This window comes from Bradyrhizobium sp. CB1717, from assembly GCF_029714325.1.
Classification (GTDB): domain Bacteria; phylum Pseudomonadota; class Alphaproteobacteria; order Rhizobiales; family Xanthobacteraceae; genus Bradyrhizobium.
Genome location: NZ_CP121666.1, coordinates 5,843,504 through 5,860,636 on the forward strand (window position 1 = coordinate 5,843,504; position 17,133 = coordinate 5,860,636).

General features: G+C 61.5%; 19 protein-coding genes and 1 tRNA gene. 14 read left to right on the forward strand and 6 right to left on the reverse strand.

Annotated features, from left to right (window positions below):
- Positions 1 to 7: 7 nt before the first annotated feature.
- The 11 genes from QA649_RS27900 to QA649_RS27950 all read left to right on the forward strand — a co-directional run bounded on the left by QA649_RS27900 (position 8) and on the right by QA649_RS27950 (position 8,883).
- A complete protein-coding gene (locus QA649_RS27900) occupies positions 8 to 1,285 on the forward strand; it encodes a site-specific integrase (protein ID WP_283020004.1) in 1,278 nt (425 codons plus the stop codon).
- A gap of 287 nt (positions 1,286 to 1,572) precedes the next feature.
- Positions 1,573 to 1,764, forward strand: coding sequence for a DNA-binding protein (locus tag QA649_RS27905; RefSeq protein WP_283020005.1), 192 nt, complete (start codon positions 1,573 to 1,575; stop codon positions 1,762 to 1,764).
- A 49-nt stretch (positions 1,765 to 1,813) separates the two neighbouring features.
- Positions 1,814 to 2,086 (forward strand): hypothetical protein, encoded by a 273-nt coding sequence (locus QA649_RS27910; protein ID WP_283020006.1) that lies wholly within the window; start codon positions 1,814 to 1,816, stop codon positions 2,084 to 2,086.
- A 31-nt stretch (positions 2,087 to 2,117) separates the two neighbouring features.
- Positions 2,118 to 2,738, forward strand: a complete 621-nt coding sequence (locus tag QA649_RS27915; RefSeq protein WP_283020007.1) for a hypothetical protein — start codon at positions 2,118 to 2,120, stop codon at positions 2,736 to 2,738.
- Between the two features lie 119 nt (positions 2,739 to 2,857).
- Positions 2,858 to 3,061, forward strand: coding sequence for a cold shock domain-containing protein (locus tag QA649_RS27920; protein WP_283020008.1), 204 nt, complete (start codon positions 2,858 to 2,860; stop codon positions 3,059 to 3,061).
- A 396-nt stretch (positions 3,062 to 3,457) separates the two neighbouring features.
- Positions 3,458 to 3,715: a hypothetical protein gene (locus QA649_RS27925; RefSeq protein WP_283020009.1), complete on the forward strand. Its 258-nt coding sequence runs from the start codon at positions 3,458 to 3,460 to the stop codon at positions 3,713 to 3,715.
- A 72-nt stretch (positions 3,716 to 3,787) separates the two neighbouring features.
- The gene (locus QA649_RS27930) at positions 3,788 to 5,947 is read left to right on the forward strand and encodes an AAA family ATPase (RefSeq protein WP_283020010.1); all 2,160 of its coding nucleotides are present in this window, start codon (positions 3,788 to 3,790) and stop codon (positions 5,945 to 5,947) included.
- 267 nt (positions 5,948 to 6,214) lie between these two features.
- Entirely contained in the window at positions 6,215 to 6,379 is a 165-nt protein-coding gene (locus QA649_RS27935) for a hypothetical protein (protein ID WP_283020011.1), read from the forward strand.
- 160 nt (positions 6,380 to 6,539) lie between these two features.
- Positions 6,540 to 7,289 carry a hypothetical protein gene (locus QA649_RS27940; protein WP_283020012.1) on the forward strand — a complete coding sequence of 250 codons (750 nt, stop codon included), beginning with the start codon at positions 6,540 to 6,542 and terminating at the stop codon, positions 7,287 to 7,289.
- Complete coding sequence (locus QA649_RS27945; protein ID WP_283020013.1) at positions 7,244 to 8,074, forward strand: terminase; 831 nt, start codon at positions 7,244 to 7,246, stop codon at positions 8,072 to 8,074. The genes QA649_RS27940 and QA649_RS27945 overlap by 46 nt, the downstream gene beginning before the upstream one ends.
- Positions 8,062 to 8,883, forward strand: coding sequence for a hypothetical protein (locus QA649_RS27950; RefSeq protein ID WP_283020014.1), 822 nt, complete (start codon positions 8,062 to 8,064; stop codon positions 8,881 to 8,883). The genes QA649_RS27945 and QA649_RS27950 overlap by 13 nt, the downstream gene beginning before the upstream one ends.
- Positions 8,884 to 8,885: 2 nt before the next feature.
- Here QA649_RS27950 and QA649_RS27955 read toward each other — a convergent pair whose 3' ends face one another.
- The 4 genes from QA649_RS27955 to QA649_RS27970 all read right to left on the reverse strand — a co-directional run bounded on the left by QA649_RS27955 (position 8,886) and on the right by QA649_RS27970 (position 10,281).
- Positions 8,886 to 9,194, reverse strand: coding sequence for a HigA family addiction module antitoxin (locus QA649_RS27955; protein WP_283020015.1), 309 nt, complete (start codon positions 9,192 to 9,194; stop codon positions 8,886 to 8,888).
- Between the two features lie 11 nt (positions 9,195 to 9,205).
- Positions 9,206 to 9,481, reverse strand: a complete 276-nt coding sequence (locus QA649_RS27960; RefSeq protein WP_283020016.1) for a type II toxin-antitoxin system RelE/ParE family toxin — start codon at positions 9,479 to 9,481, stop codon at positions 9,206 to 9,208.
- Positions 9,482 to 9,700: 219 nt separating this feature from the next.
- A tRNA-Gln gene (locus QA649_RS27965) sits at positions 9,701 to 9,774 on the reverse strand.
- 186 nt (positions 9,775 to 9,960) lie between these two features.
- Positions 9,961 to 10,281: a hypothetical protein gene (locus QA649_RS27970; protein WP_283020017.1), complete on the reverse strand. Its 321-nt coding sequence runs from the start codon at positions 10,279 to 10,281 to the stop codon at positions 9,961 to 9,963.
- A 562-nt stretch (positions 10,282 to 10,843) separates the two neighbouring features.
- Between QA649_RS27970 and QA649_RS27975 the strand changes: the two genes are divergently transcribed.
- From QA649_RS27975 to QA649_RS27985, 3 genes are read left to right on the forward strand one after another with little or no spacing between them, the layout of a single operon-like run.
- Positions 10,844 to 12,898, forward strand: a complete 2,055-nt coding sequence (locus tag QA649_RS27975; RefSeq protein ID WP_283020018.1) for a BTAD domain-containing putative transcriptional regulator — start codon at positions 10,844 to 10,846, stop codon at positions 12,896 to 12,898.
- Positions 12,799 to 13,887: a phosphatase PAP2 family protein gene (locus QA649_RS27980; protein ID WP_283020019.1), complete on the forward strand. Its 1,089-nt coding sequence runs from the start codon at positions 12,799 to 12,801 to the stop codon at positions 13,885 to 13,887. The genes QA649_RS27975 and QA649_RS27980 overlap by 100 nt, the downstream gene beginning before the upstream one ends.
- 22 nt (positions 13,888 to 13,909) lie before the next feature.
- The gene (locus QA649_RS27985; protein ID WP_283020020.1) at positions 13,910 to 14,881 is read left to right on the forward strand and encodes a G1 family glutamic endopeptidase; all 972 of its coding nucleotides are present in this window, start codon (positions 13,910 to 13,912) and stop codon (positions 14,879 to 14,881) included.
- Positions 14,882 to 14,969: 88 nt separating this feature from the next.
- Here QA649_RS27985 and QA649_RS27990 read toward each other — a convergent pair whose 3' ends face one another.
- Both QA649_RS27990 and QA649_RS27995 read right to left on the reverse strand, forming a co-directional pair.
- Positions 14,970 to 15,941 carry a tripartite tricarboxylate transporter substrate binding protein gene (locus QA649_RS27990; RefSeq protein ID WP_283020021.1) on the reverse strand — a complete coding sequence of 324 codons (972 nt, stop codon included), beginning with the start codon at positions 15,939 to 15,941 and terminating at the stop codon, positions 14,970 to 14,972.
- A gap of 56 nt (positions 15,942 to 15,997) precedes the next feature.
- Entirely contained in the window at positions 15,998 to 17,128 is a 1,131-nt protein-coding gene (locus QA649_RS27995) for an iron-containing alcohol dehydrogenase (protein WP_283020022.1), read from the reverse strand.
- Between the last annotated feature and the right edge of the window lie 5 nt (positions 17,129 to 17,133).

The following is a 17,133-nucleotide window of genomic DNA, read 5'->3' on the forward strand; positions in this document are numbered from 1 at the left end:
GGATTGCATGTCGATACGAAAGCGCGTTCTGAAAAACGCCACCGTTTACATTGCGCAATATTCGACCAGTGAGAAAGACGCCCGCGGCAAGCGGCGCCGCTATGCTCCTTCGTTCGCAACACGCAAGGAAGCGGTCGCGCATTTGGCGACCGTCGCGGTCGACATTTCCAAGGGCGTCCACGTTCCCGCCTCGAAAAGCATCACGGTCGCGGAAGCCGGCCGGAACTGGATCGACGCGTGCGGTGATTTAGAACGCACCACGCGCGACGGGTACCAGCAGCACCTTGACCTGCACATTGAGCCGTACCTCGGTGGGCTGAAATTGTCCGCCCTGACGGTCCCTACCATTCGCGAATGGCAGGATCGGCTTCGTAAGGGCACGCCCGCGCCGGGGCAAGAGAAAGCCGAACCGCGCACCGCCGACATGGTGAAGCGTGTTACCGGCTCGCTAGGCTCGCTGCTGGCAGATGCACAGGAGCGCGGTCACGTTGGCGTCAACGTCGTTCGCAGCCTCAAGGCAAATCGCCGACGCGGCAAAGAACGCAGGGCGGAGCGGCGCGCAAAAGGCAAATTGAAAATCGGTGTCGACATTCCGACACCAGCAGAAATCGACGCTATGTTGAAAGCGGCTGATGGCCGGTGGCGACCGTTGTTGCTCGTCGCGATCCGGTGCGGCTTGCGCGCGTCCGAGTTGCGCGGCCTGCGCTGGGAAGATGTGGACTTCAAGCGGGGTGAATTACATGTCCGGCAAAGAGCCGACGCGTACAACAAAATCGGGCCGCCCAAATCGGAATCCGGCGAGCGCACCGTGCCGATCCCACCGACTACGCTGGCCGCTTTGAAGGAATGGAGGTTGAAGTGTCCGCGGCGCGATACAGGACGGAAGGATGCGCACGGCGAAGCAATTGGCGAGCTGCATTTTGCGTTTCCGAGCGGCGCCGGTAACGTCGAATCGTATGCGAATATCCAGCAACGCGGGTTCGACCCGATCCTGATAAAGGCCGGCGTGACGGCACGAAAGCTCGACGACGACGGAAAAGCCGTTCACGATGAGCATGGCAAGCCTGTGCTCGTTGCCAAATATACGTTGCACGCCCTGCGCCACCATTTTGCTAGTTGGTGCGTTAATCGCAAGGTCGACGGCGGACTCGAGCTGCCGTTGAAGATCGTTTCGGAAAGGCTCGGGCACAGCAACATCGCGATCACGAGCGATTTGTACAGCCACATATTTCCGCGCAGCGATGACTCGGCGGAGCTGGCCGCGGCAGAGGGAAAATTCGGGTAATTGTACTCCCTCCATGTCGAAAATCTTCAAGTGCGATCAAATCGTTAGGGTATTTGCGCGGGGCGTTTGTCAACATAAAAGTGAAGTAAATCAATAGGTTAACTGTCATTTACCGTTGACATTCAATGGAATTCTGCTAGATTGCGGACTGTTCAAGTTCTCTACGGGACCAGCGGCGGGATGCCGTAGGCCCCTTACGGTGGCGGGATGCTGTCGGGAGCAAGAAGCACAACATTTGTGCTCGCTCTCGGCCTTGCCGCGGCGAGCCCATCAAAGGACTCGCGCAAATGCAAATTCCGCACGACGCGTCGCCGCAAATTATCTGGGGCGCGCGAGCCATCGGCGAGCTTATCGGCCGTTCCGAAAAATCGACATTCGCGGCGCTCGAAGCCGGCAAGCTGCCAGGCGCGAAAAAGGTCGCCGGGCGCTGGGGTCTGAACCCGCGCATCTTCTTCGCGGCGTTCGAAAACGCGGCCTGATCCCGCACGCCTGCATTTCCTCCACCCACCCACATCGAAGGAACCATCCATGTCTGTACTCAGCGACATTAGCACTGGCGGCAACCGCAAAATTGTGGCCGCGCAGCTTCATTGGGCCGAGCGTCCCGGCGTCGGCAGCGTCGCCGCTTTCGGGGTCGACGTCGACCGCATCGTCGTCGAGACCAACCGCAAATTCGACAATCTCGCCGCCGGCTCCGGCACCGACGTGACGAGCGCAAAGTCCGCATTCGCCACCCTTGCCGCCGCCGCGAAGACCGCAGCGACCAACGCCGGCAAGGTCGAGGTGCCCGACGCTGCCTGATCCACCACCACCAGAAAGCAGGAAACGGAAAATGTCATTCGAACAGAAACTCCACGAAGCAATGCGCTCGGCAAGCGAACACGTGTCCGTGCGCAAAGCTACCAATCTCGGCAAGCAGGCGCTCCTCGATCGCATCGACGTTCTCGATGCGAATAAAACCATCAATCTGAACAACGAGCTTTCGGGCGACGTGAAAGCCGCAGCCAAGCGGCACGAACTATCCAAGCATCTCGAAAAGTCACGCGCGCTCGACGACGCGATCAAGGCAGCCGAGCAGGACATTGTGCGGTCTCTTCCGCTGATCGAGCAGCCGGCGACGGCTGGCGCGGCACAGATCGATTTCGAGCTGCGTTCGAACTTCCAGCGACTGCCCGAAGCGCAGCAGCAAGCACTTCTGAAAAACTCGGAGGCAACGCGGATGGCGCTGGCTCGCGCGCCTCGCGAATTGACTTCCCTCGGCGAGTTGCAGCACGCGCGGCTCACTGACGAAGTGCGCCGTTCGCTCTATCCCGCGGCCATGGCCAAGGTCGACGCCGATCGCTCTGCGTTGGACGCTGCGAAGCAGTGTCGCGATATGCACAGGCAGACCGCGCGCAGCACGTTCGGCACGCCGATCGAAACGCACGCGACCGTGATCACGCCGGCCGCTTAACGGGCTGCGGCGGCGTGATCCCCGACGTCGCCGATCGTGGCGCGAGCGGAAGTGCCCGCCATTCACTTTCCGCTCGCTGCCGCCCCTCATTCACACTCCCACAGAACGGAAATCAGAAAATGAAAGTTGGACGCATCATCTCTTGGAATTCGGAACGCGGTTTCGGCTGGATTCGCAACAGCGAGGGCGGGCCGGATCTCTTCGCTCACATCTCGGAGTTTCCGCCGCAGATCGATCCCATCGTCGGAACGAACGTGCGCTTCGAGATCAAGTTCGACGATCGTCGCGGAAAATCGAAAGCCGTCGGCGTGTCGGTGATCTGACGTGAGCAAGCCTCGCACAAAGCCGAAGCGGCGTTCGTGGATTGCTGCCGCGCTGGAATCGCCCCAGTACCGGTCGCGAGCCATTCCGGACAAGCGCGAGCAAGAGGAATTTCGCGCGTGGCGTTTTCCGGAAGAGGTAGAGGTCGATGATAAGCGAGAATGAACTTAACGCCGCGATCGCACACGCGGCCGAGCTGCTCGAAAGGCATTGCGCCGAATATCGCGCGGAAGTGCTGCACAGTCCTGGCGCCTGGCACCGGCGCGCGAAAGAGTTGGCGGAAAACCTTAGCTTTTTGTGCTTCTGCCGCGATTATCGCCTGCCGCCGCCCCGGCAGTTGCCGCCCGAGTCGAACCCGAAATTTCCCCCGCCGCCGCCGAAGTTTCGGAGATGAAAAGATGAGAATCGTCCAAGTCTACACGGGTGATCACTACAACGATCTGCGATTTGACGTCGAGATTGCCAATGTCGTGTTCAAGCGACTGGCCCTGTACTCGACACCGGAAGGCAAACTAACCGTTCGAATTGATCACGGTCGCGCAGCGCAGTGGATCGGTGATCCGGACATCAATGCGTTGATAGCCGCGCAAGCGTTGGAAGCATGGCAACCGCGACTGAAAAGGCGGCAAGAAGACGAACGCGCCAAGAGCGCCTGAAAAGAAAACCCCGCGTTGGCAGCGCGGGGTTCTGTAACCTTGTGATCCGCAGCGTTGGAGGCTGCAAAATCAATGACCGATCAATACCGTGAAAACGTTGCTGTGGCAACTAGCAATTTCGATCCCACCGCTATCCGCACCCATTTCTCGCATCTGCACCACGCCGCAGCCCGCGCCAACGTCCCCAACGGTAAACTGTGCCTAGCGGTCTACGGTGAGGACCCGGACACTGGCGAGCGCGTCACCAGCGTGCAGCATTTCGCCATCGGTGACCATGAGGGCATGGCTCAGGCCGCGATGCAATTCGATGGCATGCCGCATCACAACGTTTATGCGCCGCTCGTTGTCTTTAAGTCTGACGTCGAACCGGGCACGCGCGCCGAAAAGGATATCGCCGCGGTATTCGGCTTTGTCATCGATGGCGACTCGGACAAGGGCAGGGCCGCCCCGACATCACCGCTGCCGGCCGATTGCATCATCGAATCGAGCAGCGGCAATTTGCAACACTTCCTATTCCTTGACCGACCGTTGCCGCCCGATGAGGCGAAAGCGTTCGGCAACGCCATCAAGCGCGCGACCGGCGCCGACGCCGCGAACGATATCGGACACGTGTGGCGCGTTCCCGGCGCGCTGAATTGGCCGAACGCGAGCAAGCTAAAGCGCGGTCGATCGCGCGAGCCCCAGCCCGTCACCGTCAAGCAGCCTTGGGACAAGTGGACAGGCGTTGCCGACCTGCGCGCCATCCTGGCACCGCATTGGGAAACGCCGCGCGAACGCGCCGCAGTTGCAACGCCGCGCGGAAAAGCCTGCCCCGATAACACGCGCCGCGCGCTGGATTGGATGATAGAGAACAACAAAATCACCAATGACGAGAGTTGGCGCAAAGCTGGCATGGCATTGCGTGACGAATTCGGTGACGATCCCGGATTGAGTCTTTTCAGCCGCATCTGTCACGGTCGGACCGTCGACAAATCGGCGTTCAACCGTTGGTATTCGTACACTCCCGGTGACGGTATCGGAATCGGCACGCTGCGGCACATGGTCAATGAAGCCGGTTGCCCGCACACGATCCGGGATAAAATCGACTGGACTCCTGCAATTGCCAACCTGCCCGCCGTGGTCGATGCAGCGCCGCGCTTCCTGTTCGAGACGCTGTCAGACCTCCGCCGCTTGCCGGTCGCGAAGTGGCTTGTGGACGGATGGATTCCCGAACAGGGAGTCGGGTTGTTCTATGGCGAATATGCCGGCGGAAAATCCTTCATCATTTTCGATTTGATTCTGCATCTGGTTTACGGCCTGCCCGAGTGGCACGGCACGAAATTGCCCGGCCAACCGATCGACGTCCTGTATATCGCCAGGGAGGGCGCCAGCGGTTTCAGGGAACGCGTTGACGCGTTCAAGGCGCATCACGGCATAACCGCTGATACCGATCGATTGATATTCATGCGGTCGCCCGCGAACCTTGGCGACGCCAGCCAGTTCGAGGATCTGAAAGCAGCCGTTGCCGGCGCCGGTCGCGCGTTCAAAATGGCCGTGGTCGACACGGTCGGCCGCGCGTTGCCGGGTGAGGATTTCAACGAGGGAAAATCCATCACTGGATTTATGGAGCGCCTGCAGCAATTGGGCGAGATCGGCGGAGGCGTCGCCGTTGGCGTCCATCATGTCAATAAATCTGGCGAGGCATACGGTTCGGTCTATTTCGGCGCATCGTCCGATTTCATGTTCCTGGTCGAGCGCGACGGCGATCCGAAACGCGATCCGCTGCGCCGTGGTCGGATCAGTTGCGCAAAGATGAAAGACGGCCCGGACGGATGGTATCGCTTGGTCGAATATCAGAGCACCGGAAATAGCCTTGTCGTGGCTCGCCTGAATGAGGGGATCGCAGGGTTGGCTGGCGGCAAACCGAAAAAGCTGACCAACCACGACAAGCTGGCGCTGCAGGCGCTCGGCGAGGCGCTTAAGGCGGTAGGACAGTCGCGGTCGGAAATGGGTGGCGCGCGGTGCGTTACAATCAATGAATGGCTGGACGCCTGCTTCAAACACGGCGGAGTGTCACCCGACGCTGCCAAGCCGACGCGAGATTTGCACAATCGGCAAGTGAACCTGATCGCCGAAGGCATCATCCTGGTCATTGACGGATTTGTCCGAATTATCGACCACGGGGCAGGAAAGGCTCCGCCGCCGGTGTCGAATATTCCGGCCGGTCAATTACCGCTCGTTCCGGTACGCTGAAATGGTCGGACAAGGACAACAAGGACAACCCCTATGGGTGGTTGTCTTGTCTGTCCCTCGTGTCCCTGGACATTTGTCCGACATTTGTCCGACATTGTCCTTTGTCCCCTGTGTGTGCGCCCTCGTTATGTTGACAATAAACATAAGCGATTTCAATAGCTTAAACGAAAAATACTTGAGATCAAGTCGTGACGTATGGTCCGTCCCGTGCTCTGATGCACTGGTCGCAATCGAGCGGCACTTCAACAAAAGGTTGACAGTATGAAAATGAAAAAGCCGGACATGGATTTTGTGACGCGGACGACGATGGCGCTCGCGACCGAGCTGGACGACCGCTCTGTGCTGCTTCCGGAGGAACGGGCGAAGGTGCAGGCAATCCTCGCTGAGCTTGGCGTTCGAACGCCTTATCCGCCGGTCGCGGACGATGCTTGAATCGGGCGAACACAATCATCAAAACATGCTGGGATTCGGCCCGGTTTGCGCGTCATTCCGGGCTGAACAACCGAATATCTATCTGTTAGTCTATAAAAAATACAAATAATATCAATAAGTTATATTGTCGTGTTGCGCCGGTGTTGCGTAAATCTGTTTTATGCGATATGGTACAAAAATCCGCAACATTCTCACCCACATGCGCAGAAATCCCGACATCCCCAAACTCAAGCCCGGCGCTGGCCGGTGTGGCGTATGCCTTTCGCCGCACGGGCGCGATGCGATCGACCTGGCCATTGTGTCCGGCCATTCCTACGCCAGCATCGCACAGCGCTTCGGCGTTCCGGCCAGGAGCGTTGCCGCCCATGCCAAGAACCACCTGACGCCGCAACAGCGCGCCGCTCTGCTCACGGCCGCAGCGGCCGATGACAGCGGCCTTGGATACGACAAGCTTGCCGACGTCGAGCGCGAGGGCGTCCTGGCGGCCGTCATCAAGCAGCGCGCTCGCCTGTTCATGCTGGCCGACCAGTGCCGTGACGGCGGCGACGTGACGGGCGCCATCGCGGCCGAAGCGGCGATCGGGCGCAACCTGACGCTCGGCGCCAAGATCATCGGCCGGTTTGCTGCCACCCAGATCAGCCATACGCATCAGCACGTGTTGCTGAGCGCTGACTACCTGTCGTTCCGGAAGCGCCTCCTGGCCGCACTGGCCACCATCCCCGCAGAGCACCGCCAGACCGTTGCGGCCGCGCTGCATGCGGGCGAAGCGGAAGCGGCCGCACAGATAGCCCCGCCGCAGCCGGCCGCCCCAGAGCCCATAGAGGCGGAATTTGTGGAAGTGTCCGCCGAGCCTGAATTGCCCCCATGCCCGGTGCCATTGCCGCGCTGTCCGGTGCCGGCGCCCGCATGAGCATCGCACTGGACATCGCTCGCCTGGTCGACCCGAGCCTTTTCGCCTTGGACTGCGGCCTGATCGCTGAGGGGTGGCAGTCGGCATGGCTACGGAAGCGCCCGCGGAAGGTTGCCGCGTCCTGTAGCCGGCAGTCAGGAAAGAGCACCACGGCCGCCCTGATCGGCCTGCAAACCGCCGTCTCGATCCCGGGCAGCCTTTCCGTCATAGGCGGCCCAGCACAACGTCAGAGTTCGGAGTTTGTGCGAGCCATAAAAGGGCTGCACGACCGGCTGTCCCGCACCGACCCGAACACGCCGTGCCTGGTCGGCGACTCCGTGACTCGGATTGAGCTCGAAAATAAATCCCGCGTGATCGCCCTTCCAAGTGACCCCGCCACGGTAAGGGGTCTTTCGGCCGTGGCCTGCCTGGTCCTCGACGAAGTTGGATTTATCCCTGATGCCGGCGACATCCTGACCGCGCTGGCCCCGATGCAGGCCGGCGTCGAGAACCCACAAACGATCCTTCTCAGCACACCGAACGGCGACAAGAATTTTTGGCACGACCTTTGGCACAACGGTGACCCGTCCTGGCATCGCATCGAAGTGCCGTGGTGGAAATCGAAACGGCTCAGTGCCGACCCGCAGTTTATCGAGGATCAGCGCCAATTGCTGGGCCAGCGGAAATTTAGCCAAGAATTCGAGTTGGCCTGGCTGCCGTCCGAAGACGCCGCCTTTGATGTAGCCGGCATTGACGCAATGTTCGACAACGACCTGAAAGGACTCAACCTGCTATGCCCACGCTAGCCGAGATGATCGAAGCGTCGAAAGATCGAGAAACGAATGACGCACGTCTACCGGGTGATATTCGAGCCCGTCAAATCAATATGCCCACGCTAGCCGAGATGATCGAAGCGTCGAAGCAACGCAAAGAGAGCGAATCCCGTCTACCGGGCGACATCCCCGCCCGTGAAATCGATCGCTGGGTGCTGTCGGTTGACTTGGGGAAGCTCTCGGACAACAGCGCGGCCAGCCTCATCAACCATGTTGTGACCGGCACGGGCCAATGGCTGGACGATGTCAAAAAGCAACGCTCGCGCGAGAAAGAGCTGATCGTCTATCGCGTTCTCGACCTCTACAAGATCCCGCTGAAAACACCTTATGCCACCGTCGCCCGCGAGACGCGGGAAGCGCTCAAGCGGATTGAAAATACGCTTGGCGTTAAGCCCCGCGTGGTGGTCGACTCAACCGGCGTCGGAAATGCCGCCTTAGAATTCTTCGACGCCGAGATGCTCTACCCGCACCGGATCACCATCACGGGCGGAAACGAACTCATCAAGACCGACGGCCGGTCGTGGTCGGTGCCGAAAACGTTGCTGGTCGAGCACTACGAAGCACTGGTCGACGCCCGACAAGTTCATGTGATCGGCGACACCGACGCAGCGAAAGCGTTCCGCGATGAGGTCAAGAATTTCGAGCGGCAATTGACGTCGACCGGCCGGCCCACCTGGAACGCGGCGCAATCGCACCATGACGATTTGCTACTCTCGGTGATGCAGGGCTGCTTCTACGTGGCGAACCAGCGCAGCTCGGAAAGCTGGGAATTGCGGATTTGATATCAGGCGACTTCGAGGCGCCTGATGTGTGAAACGTCTACCTCTCTAGCTGCATGCCATGCATCGTAGGCCGCTTGCATGCGCAGCCAAGACTCGGCGCTGCCGCCGAATAGGGCCGCAACCCTGACCGCAACCGAAGCAGAAAGCGGCTTGTTTCCGGCAAGAATGTCATGCAGATGCTGACGAGAAATACCGAGCCGGTCTGCGACCTGCGTCTTAGACACCCGTACGTCGGCGAGGATATCATCGATCGCCGCGCCAGGATGAGAAGGCGCGCGGTTCCTGTCTCGGATCGCCTTATACTCGGTCATGGCTGCACCTCTCAGTGATATTGTTCAAAGTCGACGCGGTAGGCGTCGGTTCCCTCGAATTCGAACGTAAGGCACCAAGGACCATTGACGTGCACCGAATAGCGTCTTGGCAACCCACGCAGCGGATGGAAATCATACCCGGGTCGGTCCATATCCTGCGGCGTCGTCGCGCTGTCGAGCACGTCGAGCCGAACGAGGATGCGCTTGTGCATCTTGGCATCGATCTTGGCCGCCGTTCCCTTTTCGAAGAGTTCGGCAAGAGCCTTATGTTTGAAGCTCTTGATCATTCCGACAGCATGTAAGCAAAAAGCTTACAGCGCGTCAACAATTAGTTGACAGTCCTTCCGTGTCTCGCATGTTGCGCCTCATGTTGCGCCGATTTGCCGGGAGTGCAGCGGAATCATTGAAAACGCTAAGGAATTATGCGCAACAGGCGCAACATAAAAATCGCAAAATCGGAGCGATGAAAATCGAAATTTTGCTAGGTATTTCAGTTTTTTAGGCGCTGGCTGGGGAACCTGGATTCGAACCAAGACAAACAGAGTCAGAGTCTGTTGTGCTACCGTTACACCATTCCCCAACGGAATAGTCGAACAAATTCAATGACTTACTGATTTGTCCGACTGTGGCCGGAAGCGCGTTTGGCGCAAATCACGGCTCAGGCGTGGCAGCCTTCTACCCGCTCGCATCTGGGCTGGCAAGCGCTCCGGTGGATGGCTCTTCAGCCCAATGATGGGACCGGGATACGATCGGAGCGAACCTTCCGCTAATGCATGCGGCCGATGCTGACGACGATTTCGCCCCGGCCATGGGCGATCATCACCTGACCATATTCGTCCTGCGGCGGGCTCTCCTCGTAGCGGAGCGGGATCGTGGTGATCTCCTCCTGCGCGGCGTCGGCGGGCTGCTCCGCATTCATGTCGAGGATCAGGATCTTCGGATTGATCCCCTGCGGTGAGCGCCTGGTCAGGCGGGCCTGCCAGCCATTGCTCGGGACCCGCACGTCGCCAATCATGATCAGCCTGGGCGGCGCCCCGGGTGCGCGGTCGATCCAGGCCTTGAAGGTGTTTCTCAGCAGGACAGTCATGATGCACCTCTCCCTCGCCAAGTTGCGCGATCCTGCGATCGCGGGCGAACCATAGGCGGGCGAAGCGAAGCGCAACGTGAATGGCCCGTGAATCGGGCGAACCGGCAAGCTTCCCGCGGCGAAGACCACAAGCTTGCCACCACACGATACCGATCGGGACTGGCTGAGCTTGTGCCGGACCGCGACACATGTCGGCCGGCGACCAGGTCAGACCGTACTCGCGTGTGAGTTGCCGACGGCTTGCGACCGCATCGCGCGCTTGGTGCAGGTGAGCGAAAACTCGCCATTCACGCTCATTTCACGCGCGTCGGCTCCAAGTGAGGAGCGATTTTCATTTTGCCCGCAAGGTCGCATTCCGATCGTTCAGCAACCCTTGACCGTCTGACAACCCAAGATGTACGATTTCTGCATTGCACCAGATCCGGCGGGCTGCATTCCTGAGCTCACGCGTCATTGGCTTCGCGGACAACGCGAACCGATTATCTGCATTTCACCAAGCCTAAGCTCCCGGGACCTGCCCTCCTGCATTGTCGTCGACGATGTCGACGGGGGATGGGACGAGATGGCGGGAGTTGGCGGCGACAAGGCCACAGGCGGAAGCGAGACCGGCCGCCTCCGGCTGAATATCATCGGCACATTTTCAGCAGCGGTGGACGGACACGAGATCGCGCTCGGCCGAAAGGCGCAAGCGCTTCTCGGCTACATGATGCTCTCCTCCGCCCGCCAGTTGCCCAGGACGAAACTGGTCGGCCTGCTCTGGAGCGAGAAGGAAGACCCGCTCGCCAAGGGTTCGCTGCGTCAATCGCTGAGCCAGATCCAACGCGAACTGAAGACTCACGGCTGCACGCATTTCCATGCCGATCAGATGCACGTGGCACTCGATATCGAACACGTCGCTTGTGACCTGACGGAAATCATCGCAGATGCCGAGCGCGGCGTCGTCCATCCCATCCTGTTTGCACACGAACGCCTGACCGACGACATTCTCGACGACCTAGAGAATGTCGATCCCGCATTTTCGGATTGGCTTGCAGAGACGCGACCGCTGATCCACGAACGGCTGATCGATGCCCTCACGAGGCTGCTTCCCGATGAGGGCCAAGCCGATGTCACGCCCACCGCGGAGGCTGCGGCAAAGGCCATCTACCGGTTGGATTCCGAGAACGAGCGCGCCATTCGCGTTCTCATCAGGAGCCACATCGCGGCCGGAAGCATCGGTGCCGCGCTCGCGATCTATGCGCGGCTCTGGCGCCAGCTAGAAGACATCTACGACATCGAGCCGCACAAGCTCACGCAGGAGCTGATTGCCAGCCTGCGACAGCAACAACCCGAGACAGTCACGCGACCGGTCGTATCTTCTGCGGCGGCCCCCGCACTTGGCCTGGCCGGATTTGCCGCCAGCCGGCCATCGGTCGCCGTCCTCCCCTTCCGCGCGCTGTCGCCGACGCTCGAGCCCCAATTCACGATCGGCATCGTCGACAGCGTCGTGCAGGCCCTGTCGAGCCTGAAAGAGCTGTTCGTGATCTCGCGCGGGTCGACCATGATCCCGATGTCGCAGACACCGGATCTGCGCGCGATCGGCCGCGATCTCAATGCGCAATATCTGCTGCACGGAAGCATTCAACGCGCCGGCGACCAGATCCGGATCTCGACCGAACTCGTTGCCGCCGAGACGGTCGAAGTCGTTCGTGTCGATCGCCTCAGCGGGACTGCGGCCGACGTCTTCGACCTGCAGGACCGCATTGCCGTCGAGGTCATACGCTCGCTGGCGCCTCAAGTTCGCGACCGGGAGCTACATCGCGCAATGCAAAAACGGCCCGACGATCTCGATGCCTACCAGTTGGCCCTGGTCGGCTACGACCAGATGTTCAGCCCGGACTACACGACATTCGTGACGGCGCGCACCAACTTCGAGCGGGCGCACATCCTCAGCCCCAATTGGGCGCCACCTCTGTCCTACAGCGCCATCTGGCACATGCAGCGCGTGGCCCGCGGGTGGTCCGCGAATGCGCCGAACGAGCTCGACACCGCGCGAGCGCTCGCCGAACGAGCGCTGGAGCGCAATTCGGCCGATCCGCTCGCCAATGCCGTCGGCGGCTACACGCTGTCGCAATGCAAGCACGACCATGTCGGCGCCCTCAAACAGCTCGACCGCGCCATCGAGCTCACCCCGAACCTCGCGCTCGCATTCGCATATCGTGCCGCCGTGCATGTTCGCTGCGAACACTATGAAGACGCACTCGGCGATGCCGCGTTCAATCTGCGTCTTTCGCCGCGAGACAGGCACGCGTGGTTTGCGGAGATGATCTCGGCTCAGGCTCACTTTGCCATGAACGACCTCAACTCGGCCATCGAACACGCGAGGCGGGTCGCGACGCTGCTGCCGAGCAACCAGGTGAACCTGCGCGTTCTCGTCGCTGCGCTCGTGGAAAGCGGACGTCTCGACGATGCACAGACTTTCGCGGGGCCACTCATGACGGCCGGCGAGCTCGACATGAAATGGATCGCGAGGTCACCATGGCCGAAGCCGGCGCTGGCGCGCATCGAAGCCGCGCTCGCACGGCTGGCCCCGGCACTTCGGCACGGAACCACCCAAGGCAACACCAACAAGTCCTGACAGAGGAGGCTCATATGGCGGGCGGATACGGAGGATATGGCGGTTACGGCGGTTATGGCGGCTACGGGGGTTATGGAGGCTACGGGGGCTATGGAGGATACGGCGGCACCAGCGGATCGGGCGGTGCCATGTTCGCCGACCGCGTCGATCGCCCGTTCGTCAGCGAGCGCGACGTCAAGGGCGCAAGGTTCGATGCCACCGGCTTCGGCATGAGGCTGTGGTCGACACGGTGGTATTCGTGGGTCGTGATGTCCGATCTTGCCAGCCAGGCAGATTGGCTCAAGCGGCTCGGCGAATTTGCCCTGCTCGGCAAGGGCCCAACCCCATGGGCAGCGGCTCTCGACGACGACATTGCCATATTGAGAAACATGGCCGTCAATGAACGCGCGACCGCTATGGATGAGATCGTTACCGAGGCCGACGAGTTCATCAGCAAGTTCCTGCATCTCGTGTCCGCGACGGCGACGACACACCCCGCGACCTCGCGCATGCTGATCGTCGCTGATGCGCTCACCGCGCTGATCACCATGCACTACAAGGCGCATTTCAATCGCCCGCGCCCCACGCAGGTGGTCCCCGGCTTCATGTCGCCGATCCAGCACGGCGGGCATGCGTCCTTCCCGAGCGGTCACGCCACTCAGGCCCACGTCTTCGCAGCGCTTCTGAGCAAAGTCATGCCGCAAACTCTCGGCTTCTCCGATCCCATCCCGGGCTTCGCGGGGCGGACAACGATCGACAAGACGCTGGGCGCTCTTGCCGACCGGATTTCGCGGAACCGGGAAATCGCCGGGCTTCACTATCCGTCCGATACGAAGGCCGGGGTGAAGCTCGCAGGCGCGATCATCGACAAGATTCTCCTGGACAGGGAGTATCTGCCGAAGTTCACGAAGCTCGTCGACAACGCCAAGGCCGAGTGGGAGAACACCGGCGTGTTCGACGATGGGAAGGACGCCGGCATCTCCGCGGGAGAGAAAAATGTCCGGGACTGATCGGTGCGGCCTCTACGAGGTCGTGCCCGCCGGCTTCGACCTTCTCAATGCGTCCCCCGCCGAGCTCGATCGCTACGGCATTCCGCAAAAGCCGGATGTTGTCACGGAGCCGGAGCTGTTCCAGTTCTGGACAGAGCTCGTCTCGGCCCCGTTTTCGGCAAAGCAGCCGACCTTCGCCGACATCGATCCCCCGTCCACCGGGGGAGCGCTTCAATCGATGCTGAATTGGTCGGGGGCGCTCATTTCCACACCCTGGCCCCAGCAGATCGTCTTTGCGGCGGCCGGATGGAATGTGCCGGACGTGCGTCGGCCATCCGTGTCGGCCCTGGGGACGCACGCGGACGATCCAAAATCGCTGCTGTGGGTGGGGCTCGACGGCCGCAACGGCGTGCTACCGAATGTTTCCCTGCCTCAGATCGGCACCGGCCACTGGCCCGATCGCAAGCCCAAGCACTTTGCGTGGTGGGATTGGTGGCACAACACGCAGCCGGACGAGGCGACCGGCAAGTCGGCAGCAGCGCCACCGGAGCCACAAGCGATCACGTTGATCGACAATTTGGCAATCGAGACAGGCCATAAGATCCTCGCCGGCCTGGCGGTCCAGGTCAGCGGTGACATTCTCTATTTCATCAAGAACCAGAGCACCGGCGAGTTCCGCTCGTTTCTGGCCCCACCACCGCCTGGCGAAATCGAGCCGCTCGGATCATCCGTGCAATGGGTCATGGAGCGGCCGACAGACCCGAAGAGCCGCGATCTGTTCCCGCTTCCAGACTATGATCCCGTAAACTTCAGGTACTGCGTGGCCCGCGCTGCGGACGGAGCGATCGGATCGGGCCGCATGATGACGCTCGAAGACAACGCGCTCATGATCGAGATGCGGGAGACTTTTGCCGATCCTGAGCGCACCGTCATCGTGTCGCGTCCGGAGCTGCGGCAGGAGACTCCAAACGGCCCGATCGGCGTCAGTTGCACGTTCCAGGATCCCGCCGTGTAAACGGGCAACGCACGTTTGGGGACGGACCGCGCAGAAGCGGCGTGATCCGTCCCGTCTCGGGTATCGCAAGACCAGCAACGCTGCGCGCCTACTCCAGCTTGATGTTCGCCGCTTCGATCACCTTCTTCCAGCGTGCCGTTTCCGCGGCGATGTAGGCTGCGAACGGCTCCGAATCCACCGCGACCGCGGTGGCACCGAGCTCGGCCATCTTCTGCACCGTCTCCGGCTGCTGCATGAAGGCGCGGATCTCCGCGGAGAGCTTCTCGACGATCGGCTTCGGCGTGCCCGCAGGGACAAAGAAGCCATGCCAGGCCACGGCCTCGAAGCCCGGCAGGAATTCGGCGACCGCGGGGACCTGCGGATCGAAGTCCGCGCGCTTGGGCGTTGCCGTCGCCAGCATCGCGAGCTGGCCGGTCTTCACCTGCGGCAGCAGCAGCGGCACGTTGTCGAAGGCGAGATCGATCTGGCCGCTAAGCAGATCCGTCAGCATCTGGCTCGAGCCCTTGTAGGGCACGTGCACCATCTTGGTGCCGGTCATCTGCTGAAACAGCTCGCCCGCCAGATGCTGCGAGGTGCCGACGCCGGCGGAGCCGAACGAGACCTTGTCCGGGTTTGCTTTGAGGTAGGCGATCAGCTCCGGCACGGTGCGCGCCGCGACCTTGTTGGGATTCACTACGAGCACGTTGGGCACGACGCTGATCTGGGCAACCGGCACCAAATCCTTGTCCGGCTGGTAGCTCAGCTTCGGGCCATAGAGCGACGGATTGATCGCAAGCGCGGAGGTGCTGGCAAGACCGAGCGTGATGCCATCCGGCGCCGATTTCGCCAGCCGCGTCACGCCGAGGATCGAGCCGGCGCCGCCGACATTCTCCACCACGAAGGGCTTGCCGAGCTTCACCTGCAAATGGTTCGAGACCATGCGCGCGAAAATATCAGCGGTACCGCCGGCGGCGAACGGAACGATCACCGTCACCTGCTTGGACGGATAGCCATCCTGCGCCTGCACCGGCGACGTCGCCAGCAGCACTGCCGACACAAGACCAAGCCACATCGATCTCATCGAAATTTCCTCTACTTTCATCGTGTTGTTGATTGGCCGCGCGCGGCGGGGCGTAGCTAGAACGCGACCTCGTACATGTTCAGGATCGCATCCCGGCCGAGATCGCGTGGATTGTTGTCGAGCAGGCGGCGGATGGCGTGCGCCTCATCGGCCATCACGCCGAGGTCGTTTTTGGGCACGCCGAGCGCGGACAGCCGCATCTCGATGCCGAGATCCTTGCAGAACGCGTAGGTCGCCTCGAATGCGAGATTCGGATCGCGTTGCTGGGGCAGCCCTAGCGCACCCAGCACCGCAACGGTCTTCTCCTCCACCGCGGGCATGTTGAAGGCCAGCGTGTGCGGGAAGATCACCGCACAGGCGAGGCCATGCGCAACATGATGGCGCGTGCCGAGCGGATAGGCCACCGCGTGGCCCGCGGTGGTATTTACCGGTCCCAGGCAATAGCCGCCATAGAGCGAGGCCAGGGACAGGCCGGCGCGCGCCTCGCGGTCGCTGCCATCCGCTACCGCGCGCTTGAGATAGCGTCCGACCAGCCGGGCGCCTTCGAGCGCATAAAGGTCGATCGTCGGATGCGCCTTGCGGCTGGTGTAGGCCTCGACGCAATGCGCCAGCGCATCGACGCCGGTTGCCGCAGTGACCTCCTTCGGCACGGTCATGGTCAGGTCAGGATCGACGATGGCGATGTCGGCGAGCATGAAGCGGCTCTGCACCGCCTGCTTGTTCTGGCTGACGGGATCGGTGACCAGCGCGCGGGTGCCGGCCTCGCTGCCGGTGCCCGACGTGGTCGGGATCTGCATCAGCGCGACGCTGCGGCCGGCGACCTTCTCCGGCCCGACGATGTCGGCAAAGGGCACGTCAGACGTGCACATCACCGCGACCAGCTTGGCGAGATCCATCGCGCTGCCGCCGCCGAAGCCGACAACGAGATCGGGCTTGGCCTCCTTCGCCATTGCCACCGCCTTCTCGAGATTGGGCAGGTCCGGCTCGGGCTTGACGTCGCCGAACACCTTTACGGCGCCCGGCAGTGCCAGCGTATCGACGCGGCGCGCATTGAAGGGATCGGAGATCACCAGCGGCCGCCTGGCGCCGATCCGCTCGGCAAAGCGCGCCGCGGCGGTGATGGTGCCGTTGCCGAACTCCAGGACGGTGGGACGTTGGATTTCGATGGGCGTGAAGGCGTTGGTCATCGTGC